General features: G+C 66.4%; 11 protein-coding genes and 1 pseudogene. 6 read left to right on the top strand and 6 right to left on the bottom strand.

All coding sequences use genetic code 11. From position 1 onward, the window contains the following. Position 1: 1 nt before the first annotated feature. From BA022_RS05275 to BA022_RS05260, 4 genes and pseudogenes are all read left to right on the top strand, one after another. Positions 2-1,309: a glucarate dehydratase family protein gene (locus tag BA022_RS05275; protein WP_088886785.1), complete on the top strand. Its 1,308-nt coding sequence runs from the start codon at positions 2-4 to the stop codon at positions 1,307-1,309. Positions 1,310-1,340: 31 nt separating this feature from the next. Continuing rightward, positions 1,341-2,345 carry a Bug family tripartite tricarboxylate transporter substrate binding protein gene (locus BA022_RS05270; RefSeq protein ID WP_011805241.1) on the top strand — a complete coding sequence of 335 codons (1,005 nt, stop codon included), beginning with the start codon at positions 1,341-1,343 and terminating at the stop codon, positions 2,343-2,345. A gap of 142 nt (positions 2,346-2,487) precedes the next feature. Then, positions 2,488-4,049 (top strand): annotated as a pseudogene (garD, locus tag BA022_RS05265) (galactarate dehydratase). A gap of 49 nt (positions 4,050-4,098) precedes the next feature. Continuing rightward, a complete protein-coding gene (locus BA022_RS05260; protein WP_088886784.1) occupies positions 4,099-5,157 on the top strand; it encodes an SMP-30/gluconolactonase/LRE family protein in 1,059 nt (352 codons plus the stop codon). A gap of 286 nt (positions 5,158-5,443) precedes the next feature. On the opposite strand, the gene BA022_RS05255 is transcribed toward BA022_RS05260, so the two are convergent. Continuing rightward, positions 5,444-5,782: a YggL family protein gene (locus BA022_RS05255; RefSeq protein ID WP_011805244.1), complete on the bottom strand. Its 339-nt coding sequence runs from the start codon at positions 5,780-5,782 to the stop codon at positions 5,444-5,446. Positions 5,783-5,849: 67 nt separating this feature from the next. Continuing rightward, positions 5,850-7,058, bottom strand: coding sequence for a tryptophan synthase subunit beta (gene trpB / locus BA022_RS05250; protein WP_015913327.1), 1,209 nt, complete (start codon positions 7,056-7,058; stop codon positions 5,850-5,852). Positions 7,059-7,273: 215 nt separating this feature from the next. On the opposite strand from trpB, the gene BA022_RS05245 reads away from it, so the two are divergent. Then, on the top strand, positions 7,274-7,660 hold the full coding sequence (locus BA022_RS05245; RefSeq protein ID WP_088886783.1) for a hypothetical protein: 387 nt from the start codon (positions 7,274-7,276) through the stop codon (positions 7,658-7,660). A gap of 71 nt (positions 7,661-7,731) precedes the next feature. On the opposite strand, the gene BA022_RS05240 is transcribed toward BA022_RS05245, so the two are convergent. From BA022_RS05240 to wrbA, 3 genes are read right to left on the bottom strand one after another with little or no spacing between them, the layout of a single operon-like run. Then, positions 7,732-8,118 carry a hypothetical protein gene (locus tag BA022_RS05240; RefSeq protein ID WP_088886782.1) on the bottom strand — a complete coding sequence of 129 codons (387 nt, stop codon included), beginning with the start codon at positions 8,116-8,118 and terminating at the stop codon, positions 7,732-7,734. Next, positions 8,105-9,325: an MFS transporter gene (locus tag BA022_RS05235; RefSeq protein WP_088886781.1), complete on the bottom strand. Its 1,221-nt coding sequence runs from the start codon at positions 9,323-9,325 to the stop codon at positions 8,105-8,107. Before BA022_RS05235 ends, BA022_RS05240 begins: the two co-directional genes overlap by 14 nt. Beyond that, positions 9,322-9,960: an NAD(P)H:quinone oxidoreductase gene (gene wrbA / locus BA022_RS05230; RefSeq protein WP_088886780.1), complete on the bottom strand. Its 639-nt coding sequence runs from the start codon at positions 9,958-9,960 to the stop codon at positions 9,322-9,324. The genes BA022_RS05235 and wrbA overlap by 4 nt, the downstream gene beginning before the upstream one ends. A gap of 101 nt (positions 9,961-10,061) precedes the next feature. On the opposite strand from wrbA, the gene BA022_RS05225 reads away from it, so the two are divergent. After that, positions 10,062-10,967 carry a LysR family transcriptional regulator gene (locus BA022_RS05225; protein WP_088886779.1) on the top strand — a complete coding sequence of 302 codons (906 nt, stop codon included), beginning with the start codon at positions 10,062-10,064 and terminating at the stop codon, positions 10,965-10,967. A gap of 322 nt (positions 10,968-11,289) precedes the next feature. Here BA022_RS05225 and mmsB read toward each other — a convergent pair whose 3' ends face one another. After that, on the bottom strand, positions 11,290-12,177 hold the full coding sequence (gene mmsB, locus BA022_RS05220; protein WP_088886778.1) for a 3-hydroxyisobutyrate dehydrogenase: 888 nt from the start codon (positions 12,175-12,177) through the stop codon (positions 11,290-11,292). Between the last annotated feature and the right edge of the window lies 1 nt (position 12,178).

Here is a 12,178-nt window from a genome sequence, read left to right as displayed (position 1 = left end):
GATGAGCACCTCCCACGCGATCCGCCACATCCGCATCACGCCCATTGCCTTCCGCGATCCGCCGCTGCTCAATGCGGCCGGCATCCACGAGCCCTGGGCCCTGCGCTCCATCATCGAGATCGAGACCGCCTCGGGTCTGGTGGGCATCAACGAGAGCTATGGCGACCAGCCCATGCTGGACGCATTGGCCAAGGCGGCGCCCGCCCTGGTGGGTCTGTCCCCCTGGGCGCTCAATGCAATGGAGCAGCGCGTGGCGGCCCTGGTCGCACCGCCCGCACAGACGGCCTCGGAATTCCTGGGGCAGCAGGTGTCGCTGGCACCGGGCACGCATGTATCCAAGACCGTGGCCAAGGTCATCAGCGCGTTTGAAGTGGCGATGATGGACCTGCAAGGCCAGTTGGCCCAGGCCCCGGTCGTGGATCTGCTGGGCGGCGCGGCGCGCGACAGCGTTCCCTTCTCGGCCTACCTGTTCTACAAATACGCCGAACACATCGACCAGCCCTATACGCCGGATGCCTGGGGCGAGGCACTCACGCCCGCGCAACTCGTCGCCCAGGCGCGGCGCATGATCGCCCAGTACGGCTTCCAGAGCATCAAGCTCAAGGCCGGCGCCTTGCCGCCCGACCAGGAGGCGGCCGGCATCCTGGCGCTGGCCCAGGCCTTTCCGGGTATGCCGTTGCGCATCGACCCCAACGCCAACTGGACGGTACAGACCAGCCTGAAGGTAGTGCAGCAACTGCGTGGCGTGCTGGAGTATTACGAAGACCCGGCCCCTGGCCTGGAGGGCATGGCTGCCGTGGCGCGCGCGATGGAGCGCGAAGGCGATGTGCCGCTGGCCACCAACATGGTGGTCACCGACTTTGCCGAATTCCGCCGCAACGTCGACCTCGGCTGCCCGGTGAAGATCGTGCTCAGCGACCACCACTACTGGGGCGGTCTGCGTGCCACGCAACGGCTGGCCACGCTGTGCAAGACCTTCGACCTGGGTCTGTCCATGCACAGCAACTCCCACCTGGGCATCAGCCTCGTCGCCATGACGCACCTGTGTGCCAGCGTGCCGCAGCTCACCTATGCCTGCGACACGCACTACCCGTGGCAGGACGAGGAGGTCGTCGAAGGCGGCCGCCTGCAATTCGAACAGGGCAGCCTGCGCGTGCCTACGACGGCGGGCCTGGGCGTCACGCTGGATCGCGAGGCGCTGGCCAGCCTGCACGACAACTACCTGCACTGCGGCATCCGCAACCGCGACGACCTCGGGCAGATGCGCAAGTACGACCCCGACTTCACTGGCCGCCAGCCACGTTTCTGAGTCCTTTCCATCCAACCAGGAGACATCCCCCATGCAACGCCGCACCTTGATCAAAAGCTCCCTCGCCGCCGCCAGCGCCTTGCTGCTGGGCAGCGCATTGACCCCCTTGCCTGCGGCAGCGCAGGGCACTTGGCCCGCGGGCAAGGCCATCACCTACCTGGTGCCCTTTCCACCCGGCGGTAATACCGACACGCTGGCTCGCGTGGTAGCCCAGCCTCTGGGCCAGGCCCTGGGCACGCCCGTGGTCATCGACAACAAGGGCGGCGCGGGCGGCAGCGTGGGATCGGCCATCGCCGCGCGCGCGCCCGCCGACGGCTACACCATCCTTGGCGGCACCATCAGCTCGCACGCCATCAACGTGAGCCTGTACCCCAAGCTGGACTACGACCCCGTCAAGTCCTTCACACCGATTGCCATGTTGGGCTCAGGCCCTCTTGTGCTGGTGGTGCCCGCCGCCAGCCCGTACAAGACGCTTGCGGAAGTGCTCGCCGCCAGCAAGGCCAAGGCCGCGGCGGGCGGCCTGTCCTCGGCGTCGCCCGGCAGCGGCACCTCCAACCACATGGCGCTGGAGCTGCTGGCCTATCAGACGGGCGTGAAGTTCACGCATGTGCCATACAAGGGCAGCGGCCCGGCGGTGCAGGACGTGATCGGTGGCCAGGTGGACATGATGTTCGACACCGCCCTGGTCGTAGGCCCACACATCCAGTCGGGCAAGCTGCGCCCCATCGCCGTGACCAGCTCCAAACGCGTGGAGTCGCTGCCCGACGTGCCCACCATTGCCGAAGCCGGAGAAAAAGGCTTCGACATGGGCTCCTGGCAGGCCGTGTTCGCGCCCGCCGGCACACCCAAGCCCATCGTGGACCGACTGCACGCCGAGATCATGAAGATCGTCGCCACCCCGGAAGTCCAGGCGCGCCTCAAAGCCTTCGGCATGGTGCCATCCACCATGACGCCCGCCGAACTGGCCACATTCCAGAAAGCCGAGGTGGCCAAGTGGGCGCAGGTGATCAAGGCCGCAGGCATAAAGGCGGAATGACCCCTGAGCGGCCACACGCCTTTCGCTAACGGAGATGCCGCCCCGTTGCCGGGTAGCCCTTGCACGGCAACCCGGTTGCAGGCGTCAGCTCCGCAGCCCGCGGGCGGGCCGTAGCGCCATGGAAACTGGAAAAGACATTGGTATGAGTACACAAGCCCCGCTTTGCATCGCCATGCACCCGGCCGACAACGTCGCCATCGTGGCCAACGATGGCGGCCTGCCTGCTGGCACCCGGCTGCCCGGCGGCCAGGTGTTGGTGGACAAGGTGCCGCAGGCGCACAAGGTGGCGCTGGAAGACATCCCCGAGGGCGGTGCCGTGCGCCGCTACAACGTGGTCATCGGCTATGCCCTCAAGTTCATAGCGGCTGGTAGCTGGGTGCACGAGCGCCTGTTGCAGATGCCCGATGCGCGTGCGCTGGACGGCCTGCCCATCGCCACCGCCAGGCCGACGCCGATGGAGCCGCTGGCGGGCTACACCTTCGAGGGCTACCGCAACGCCGATGGCTCCGTGGGCACGCGCAACATCCTTGCAATCACCCAGACGGTGCAGTGCGTGGCCGGGGTGACGGACTTTGCCGTGCAGCGCATCAAGGCCGAGTTGCTGCCCAAGTACCCGAACGTGGACGACGTGGTGGCGCTGGAGCATGGCTACGGCTGCGGTGTCGCCATCGACGCGCCGGACGCGGCGGTACCCATCCGCACACTGCGTAACATCAGCCTCAACCCCAACTTCGGCGGCGAGGTGATGGTGGTCAGCCTGGGCTGCGAGAAGCTGCAGCCCGAGCGCCTCATGCCGCCCGGCGCCATTGCTCTGGTGGACCAGCGTACCCTGCAGGAGGCACCGCTGGACGTGGTGTGTCTGCAGGACGAAGCCCATGTGGGCTTTATGTCCATGGTCGACTCCATCCTGCGCCAAGCCGAGGAGCACCTGAAGCGCCTGAACGCACGTCGGCGCGAGACGGTGCCTGCCAGCGAACTGGTGGTGGGCGTGCAATGCGGCGGCAGCGATGCCTTCAGCGGCGTGACCGCCAACCCGGCCGTGGGCTTTTGCACCGATTTGCTGGTGCGCGCCGGCGCCACGGTGATGTTCAGCGAGGTGACCGAGGTGCGTGACGGCATCGACCAGCTCACCGCGCGCGCGGCCACGCCCGAGGTGGCGCAGGCCCTGATCGACCAGATGGCCTGGTACGACGCCTACCTGGCACGCGGCCGCGTGGACCGCAGTGCCAACACCACGCCGGGCAACAAGAAGGGGGGCTGTCGAACATCGTCGAGAAGGCCATGGGCTCCATCGTCAAGAGCGGTAGCGCGCCCATCGCCGGCGTAGTGGCTCCGGGCGAAAAGGCGGTGCAAAAAGGTTTGCTCTACGCGGCCACCCCCGCCAGCGACTTCATCTGCGGCACGCTGCAACTGGCGGCGGGCATGAACCTGCACGTGTTCACCACGGGGCGCGGCACGCCTTATGGGCTTGCGCAGGTGCCGGTGATCAAGGTAGCCACGCGCAGCGATTTGGCTCGGCGTTGGCACGACCTGATGGATGTGAACGCCGGCCGCATCGCAGACGGGCAGGCCACCATCGAAGACGTGGGCTGGGAGTTGTTCCACCTCATGCTCGACGTGGCCAGCGGCCGCAAAAAGACCTGGGCCGAGCACTGGAAGCTGGCCAACCAGCTCGTGCTGTTCAACCCAGCGCCGGTGACTTGACCTGCTTGTTCGACCCACCCCCGGCAAAACCCACAACGGAGATCCCGAAATGCCTCACGAGAAGAATGCGGCGCCCGGCGCTGCCACGCGGCGCCATTTCCTGGCCGGCGCGGTGGCCGCCACGGCCGCAGGTGCTGTTACGGCGCAGAGTTTTGAATTCAAGCCCCAGCAGCGTTACCCCGACCCATCGGTGCAGGTGCTGGACCCGCAGTTCGCCAAGTACCGCATCTACAGCAGCAGCGTGGAGCAGATTGCCACCGGCATGCGTTGGGCCGAAGGGCCCGTGTGGTTCGGGGACGGGCGCTACCTGCTGGTATCCGACATTCCGAACAACCGCATCATGCGCTGGGATGAGGCCACCGGTGCGTGGGGCGTATTCCGCCAGCCCTCCAACTTTTCCAACGGCCTCGCACGCGACCGCCAGGGCCGGCTGCTGACCTGCGAGCACCTGACGCGCCGTATCACGCGCACCGAGTACGACGGAAGCATCACCGTGCTGGCCGATGGCTACAACGGCAAGCGCTTCAACTCACCCAACGACATCATTTGCAGCAAGGACGGCGCGGTGTGGTTCACCGACCCGCCGTTCGGCATCGCCGGTCATTGGGAGGGCGAAAAGGCCGCGCCAGAGCTGCCGCACGGCGTCTACCGCATCGACCCGGCCGGCGCAAAGGTCAGCCAGGTGCTGGGCGACCTGGCGGGTGCCAATGGCCTGTGCTTTTCGCCCGATGAGAAGGTGCTCTACATCGTCGAGGGCCGCCACCAGCCGCATCGCGTGGTGTGGGCCTACGACGTGGGCCCGGGCGGGCGGCTGTCCGGCAAGCGTCTGCACATCGACGCGGGCGGCCCGGGTGCCCTGGACGGCATCAAGTGCGACGAGTTCGGCAACCTCTGGTGCGGATGGGGCAGCAACGGCGCCGTGGGCGCCAACCCGGCAGACCTCGATGGCGTGATGGTCTTCAACCCCGAAGGCAAAGCCATCGGCCACATCCGGCTGCCTGAGCGTTGTGCCAACCTGTGTTTTGGGGGTTCCAAGAACAACCGCCTGTTCATGGCCAGCAGCCATTCGATCTACGCGCTTTACGTGGAGGCGCGCGGCGCTGTCTGAGTGCGAAGGTCCCCGTGGCGGGCGCCCGCCACAGGGCAGGGGCCGCCCCATGAGGCCCAGGTCATCAGGGCCGCAGGGATCACGGTGTACTGAGCCAACCGCCCCGTTCGCACAAACGCACCGCATCAACGGCAACAGCCGCCACCCCCGTGGGGGTTGGCGGCTGTTTCGCTTCTGTTCTGATAGCTGCTGGCGCTTGTTGGTCAAAGGCTAGAGGCCAAAAAAGGCTTAAAACCTTCTGGCTGAAGCCAGCCCAGCGCTGCGCGGCTACCCTGTGGCGCGCGGCTCAGTCTTGCACGTACCAGGCGTCCTTCAGCTCGCTCACCGTGGCCTCGGCCACCTCGGGCTGTGCAGCCAGCCAGGCCTGCGTGGCTTGGCGGTCGTCCTCGGTGGCGGAGCCGCGCACGAAGGCCGTCACGAAGCCTTCGCGCACCCAGCCGGCGGCCGCCAGATTGCGGGGCACCAGCAGGTCCCGCACGAAGCGGTCCATCAGCGCCTCCTCTTGCTCGGGCGTCAGCTCCTGCTTGACCTTCAGCTCGTACTCGAAGCCGAATTCCTGAAACTCGGCCACGCGCATCTTCTTGCGAAGGCGGCGGCTGCGTTGCTTGTTGGGTGGCAGTGCCATGGTCAGGTTCTCTCAGTTCAGTGAATCAAGGGCGGCATGATGGCAGAACACGCGCCGCGCCCGCCCGTCAAAGCCCCAGCACCTTGGCGACGTAATCCGCATCCTTGTCGCCGCGGCCCGACAGGTTGACCAGGATGTGCTGGTCCTGGGGCAGCGTGGGCGCCACGCGGATGGCCCAGGCCACGGCATGGGCGCTCTCCAGCGCGGGGATGATCCCTTCCACGCGCGACAGCTGCATGAACGCGTCCAGACATTCCTTGTCGGTCACGGCTTCGTACTGCACGCGGCCAATGTCCTTCAGATAGCTGTGCTGCGGGCCCACGCCGGGGTAGTCCAGGCCCGAGGCAATGCTGTGCACGGCGGCGGGCACGCCCGGCGCATCCTCCAGCACATAGCACTTCATGCCGTGGATCTCACCGGGCTGGCCCATGCTCAGCGTGGCCGCGTGCCGACCGGGCTTGTCGGTGCCTTCGCCCGAGGGTTCCACGCCCACCAGCTTCACGTCGGTATCGCCCAGGAAGGCGGTGAACATGCCCATGGCATTGCTCCCGCCGCCCACGCAGGCGGTCACGTAGTCGGGCAGGCGGCCGTGCCTGGCCTGGAACTGCTCGCGCGCCTCGCGGCCGATGATGCTCTGGAAGTCGCGCACCATCATCGGGAACGGGTGCGGCCCCACCACCGAGCCGATGGCGTACAGGTAGTCGGTGGGGTTGGTCAAATACTCCTCGAAGGCGCTGTCCACCGCCTCCTTCAGCGTGGCCGCGCCGCGCGTCACCGCCACCAGCTTGCAGCCCAGGATGCGCATCTTGGTGACGTTGGGGTGCTCCTTCTCGATGTCCACCTGGCCCATGTGGATCTCGCACGGGATGCCCACCAGCGCACAGGCCGTGGCCAACGCCACGCCGTGCTGGCCGGCGCCCGTCTCGGCGATCACCTTTTTCTTGCCCATGAACTTGGCCAGCAGCGCCTCGCCCAGGCAGTGGTTGATCTTGTGCGCGCCGGTGTGGTTCAGGTCCTCGCGCTTGAGGTGGATCTGCGCGCCGCCCAGCAGGCCCGACAGGCGCTTGGCATGAAAGATCGGGCTGGGCCGGCCCACGTAATCGGCAAACAGCTGTGCCAGCTCGTCCTGGAAGTCCTTGCGCTGCGTGATCTCGGCATAGGCCGCGGCGATGTCGTCCATGGCGGCTTTCAGGTGCGGCGGCACAAGCTGCCCGCCGTAGGGGCCAAAGAAGCCGGCGGCATCGGGCATGGGGGCGAAGTCGGTGGAGGCTGTCATCGCAGTCAAAGGAGGAGGGGGGTTGAAAGAACTTCGATTTTGATAGCTGCCCGCGCTTTTCAGACGGGTGCTGGGCGGCATTTTCATGCTGAACCATTGCGGGGTGCTTACGGCCCGCCAACGGCAACACGGGGCAATATACGCGCGTGTTGCGCCTCACGGTTCGATACACGCCCCCGGTTGCCGCGCGCCGCCGCGCCGCCACAGAATCGACCATGCACCTGCAACCCTACGAAAGCGTGAACGGCGTGCCCCTCACCGCCACGCGCGGCGACATCATCCGCGCCCACGGCCAGCCACGCAGCGAGTCGCGCAACAACGTCGACCTGACCGCGCTGGACTATGGCGACGTGGTCTACCGCTTTCAGGACAGTGGCCGCCTGGAAGAGGTGACCGCCCGCGCGGAAGCGCTGCACCTGGGCACCGTGGCCGTGCCGTTCCGTGACCTGGCCGTGTTTGTGCAATCGAGCGATGACCGGGCATTCGACCGCGCCGGGTTTCTGGTCAGCCCGCGGTACGGGATTGCCTTCGTACCGGAGGAGCCCTGCTGGGTGACGGCGCTGGCCCGCCATTGCGTACAAGAGTGGATGGCGATGGCTTGAATTTCTATCTAACCGATTGTTTTATAAAGAGTTTCGGTAGAGGAGCAAAGCCAGGGCATTGTTAGCCCGCTTCAACCAAGGCGAGAGAACCCGACAAATGCCGGCGTGAAGGAAACGCTGGCGTCACCGACTGCGTTCAGAATCCCGTCACGCACGGCTTTGCTGGCGTCGCCATAAACCTCCAAGCTGCGGATGACGCAGTACTTCATCACCTCGGCAATGCTGGGGTCAGACACTTGCCAATGGCGGAGAACCGCTTCGGAGTCTTGAAACAGCTGGAAGCTGTAGCAGAGGCCGTTCTCATCGTCGACGTAAGTCTGAACCATCAACTGGGGGGCGTGCTGATTCGCAAACTCGACCGCGTTGACGATGGCGCGCTTGAATTCGGCCACATGTTGCCGGTCAAAAGCCAGGGTATTGCGAAGAAGGATGGGGCTGGTTTGTCTATCGGTGGTCATGCGAGATTCGACTCCAAGGTGCTTCCAAGCTGCGTTCGGTTCGCGGCAGCAACCACCACGCCACCGCGACGGCCGCGAGGGCGGCGGCGGCGACCCCAGCTCCCAACGCGGGCCATCCGCCTGCTGCGGTGAGGGCGGCTGCGGCGGGTGGACCCGCGACCAGGCCCAGGTTGTTGCCCTGCATCATCATTCCCAGGGTCGCACCCACTGCAGTGGGATGCGGTGCCTGTGACGGAGCCTCCGCGAAAAGCGCGGGAGGCACGATTCCAGAAATCACTGCAAAGACTACGACCAGGCCGAAGCGCCATGCGGGGCCGAGCGGTGCTGTCGCCACGACCAACGCAAGCACTGCGCAGGCACCGAATGCCCAGGCCAAGGCAGAAGACGGTCGTGCCCCGTGCGCAACCAGCGCCCCGCCCAGCAGGTTGCCCACTGCACCCGCGCCGATGGCAAGCGCAGTGAGCGCGTTCGCCCGAGCCGGCGAGGGCGCCAGCCCGTCCTGCAGGACGACCGGCAGCAGCCCGAACAGAGCAAACCATGCCCCGGCATAGAGCATGAACAGCAGCAGCAGGCAGATTGGCCCCCGCGCTAGCAGCGTTTGGCGCAGCAAAGCCGCGGTGCTTGCGTTGTCCCGCGAAGCCGCTACGTGGGGCGCGTGCAACGCCACGGCGCAGGCGAAGACCAGGGCGGCGGCGCTGCCCACCCACCACAGCGCGCGCCAGCCGTACAAGAGCAAGCAGGGAGACGCAAAGAGGATGAGTGCCATGCCAACCGGCATGAAGGTGCTCCAGGCACCCAGCGGGCCAGAGGCGTCGCGTCCCCGCGCGATGTGTGCAATGAGGGCGGGGGCCGCCACGATCGCACCCAGGAAGCCAACGCCCTCCACGACGCGGCTTGTGATCAGCAGCACGGGGCCTTGGGCCATGGCGCCAGCCGCCGATGCGACGCCTTGCAGGAGCAGGCCGGCGATCAGTGCGCGGCGCGCGCCGAGCCGATCTGCCACCAGACCGATGGTGATACCGAACACCGCCCCGACGATGCCGAAGGCGGACAGCAGCCACGCGGCTTGCGATAGTGGCATGGCCAGCGCCGTCTGCACAGCCTGCAACGCGGCGGGCGCCTTGCCCACCTGTACGGCCGAGACAATGCCAGCCCCGACCAGCAACAAAGTAGCGGGCCAGGGCGACGTCGGGAGCGCACGCGTCATGCCGCTTCCCGGTGGAGCCGGCCGAGCAACAAATCATGGGTGACGCGAGCGACGTGCGCGCCCTGGAAGCGCGCGCCTTCCAGCTCGTTCGGGCTCGGCAGGCGGTTGCCACCTTCGCCATCATCGGCGATCGTCGAAGCGCCATAGGGGCTGCCTCCGGTCACTTCGTCCATGCGGTTCTGCCCCTTGAAGGTATAGGGGAGGCCGACCAGCAGCATGCCCAGGTGCAGCAGCACCACGTGCGTCGTGAGCAGCGTGGCTTCCTGACCGCCGTGCTGCGAGCCCGTGGATGTGAAGACGCTGCCTACCTTGCCGACGAGCGCGTCGCGTGCCCAGAGGCCACCGGCCTGGTCCAAGAAGTTCTTCATCTGGGCGGCCATCGTGCCAAAGCGCGTCGGCGTGCCGAACAGGATCGCGTCGTAGTCGGCCAGCTCTTCGACCCGGGCGACCGGTGCGGCCTGTTCGAGCCGATAGCCAGCCCGCTCCGCAACCGATGGAGGCACGAGTTCCGGCACGCGTTTGAGGTCGGCCTGCGCGCCCGCCTCGCGCGCACCGTCGCGCACGGCCTGCGCCAGGGTTTCGACGTGCCCGTACGAGGAGTAGTACAGAACCAGCACACGTGGACGGATAGGCATCCTGAATTCCTTTCTTTTGAGTTGGTTGTGCGACTATGGGTCCAACGTCCGATCAATGAAAGTCACATAATTTCGCTCAAAGTGATCTAAAGAGTGGATCAATGATCGACGCCCTCACACTGGGTCAATTACGAACTTTTGTGGCCATCGCCGAAGCGGGCGGCTTTCGCGCCGGCGCTGCCCGCTTGCGACGAGCGCAGTCGGCCGTCAGCCACGCGGTGGCGAGCCTGGAGCAGGAGTTGGGTATTGCGCTCTTCGACCGCGACGGGCGCAGGCCGGTTTTGACGCCTGCCGGAACCGCGCTGCTAGAGGACGCACGCGCGGTGCTGCTAAAGGTGGACACCATGCGCGCTCGCGCCCAGGGCGTGAGCCAAGGGCTGGAGCTGGAGTTATCCGTCATCGTCGACACGCTGTTTCCGCTGCCCCTGGCCTGTGCCGCATTGCAGGCCGTGCACGCGCGGTATCCGAGCGTCCGTGTCCAACTGCAAGTCGCCCCGCTTGGCGGTCCACTCGACGCATTGCTCGAGGGCCGCTGTTCCGTGGCCATCACGGTCGGCAACGATCTGCACGATCCGCGGGTCAAGAAGGAGCCGCTGACGACGGTCCCGATCGTGCCCGTCGTGTCATCCAGCCACCGGCTGGGTGCGTCGCTGCGCGCGCGCAAGCGTCTGAGCGCGGACGATATTGGCGAGCACCTGCAGGTCGTCCTGATCGATCCCACCCCGCTGTCCGCGAGGCGTGACTTCAATGTGCTGTCTCCCCGGACGTGGCGCGTCGGTACGCAGGAAGCGAAGCAGGCGTTAATTGAGGCGGGCGTGGGCTGGGGCCGCCTGCCCCTATGGACAGTCGAAACCGCGCTGCGCGACGCTCGACTTCTGCGACTCGTTGCCAGCAACCTCGGCCCCGCAGGGGAAGCCCGTGAACAGGCCTATGTTGCGCATCGGCGCGATCGCGTACTTGGACCAGCGGGCAGGGCTTTTCGGGAGGAGGTGCTGTGTCGTGTCTGAAATTCCTCACTACCTCTGTTTTCGGGGGTACGCTGCGACGATCTCGCGCCAAGCCGCGCGCCCTGGTCCCGCGAGACCGTACCCAAGACCAACTGCATCGAAAGATGCCCGCTCCGGGTGAAGCGGGTATTTTTCAGGATCCGTCGATGATGTCAGCGGTCCAACTCGCCCGCGTTGCGTCGAAAGAGGCCATAGATGAATGAGCACCTACCTACTACCTGCCTAGTTTGAGATCGCAGCAAGGCACTCTGCTCAAAATAAAAAAGGCGCTGCAACGCTAGTCACAGCGCCTGTTTGCAGAAGGCATGCCGGAAAGCCTGCGTCAGCCCTTCTTCTGCACCATCTTGATCACGCTGGAGAAATCATCCCCCCCGTGCCCCGCAATGCTGTGCGCCGCGTAGATTGCGCGCGCCATGCCGCCCAGCGGGGTGCTGGCCTTGGTGGCGATGGCGTTTTCCTGGGCCAGGCCCAAATCTTTCAACATCAGATCGGTGCCGAAGCCGCCCGCGTAGCCCTTGCTGGCGGGGGCGTTCTCGTGCACGCCGGGGAAGGGGTTGTACTTTTCCAGTGCCCAGTTGCCGCCGGAGCTGCGGCGCATGATTTCGCTCAGCACCTTGGGGTCCAGGCCGTTGGCGACGCCCAGCGCGATGGCTTCGCTGGTGCCCACCATCAGGATGCCCAGCAGCATGTTGTTGCAGATCTTGGCCGTCTGGCCCGCGCCCACGGCGCCGGCGTGGAAGATGTTGGCGCCCATTTTTTCCAGCAGGGGACGTGCGCGCTGCAGTTGCGCGTCGGTGCCGCCCACCATGAAGGTGAGGGTGCCGGCGATGGCGCCGCCGGTGCCACCGGAGACGGGGGCGTCGATGAAGTCGATGCCGGCGGCCTCGGCCGCCTTGGCCACCTTCTGGCTGGTGGCGGCGGCGATGGTGGAGCTGTCGATCACCAGCGTGCCCTTGGCGATGCTGGCCAGCAGGTTGCCGTTGCCCAGGAACAGGCCTTCCACGTGCTGGCTGGCGGGCAGCATGGTGACGACGGCCTCGGCGCCCTGCACGGCGTCCTGCGCGCTGGCGGCGACCTGCAAGCCCTCGGCCTTGACCTTGGCAAGCGCGTCAGCGCTCAGGTCGAAGGCCTTCACGCTGTGGCCGGCCTTGTGCAGGTTGATGGCCATGGGGGCGCCCATGTTGCCCAGCCCAATGAATGCGATTTGCATG

It is taken from the genome of Diaphorobacter nitroreducens (assembly GCF_002214645.1).
Classification (GTDB): domain Bacteria; phylum Pseudomonadota; class Gammaproteobacteria; order Burkholderiales; family Burkholderiaceae_C; genus Diaphorobacter; species Diaphorobacter nitroreducens.
Note: the sequence above shows the minus strand (reverse complement) of the source record. Positions and strands in the feature narration are given on the sequence as shown.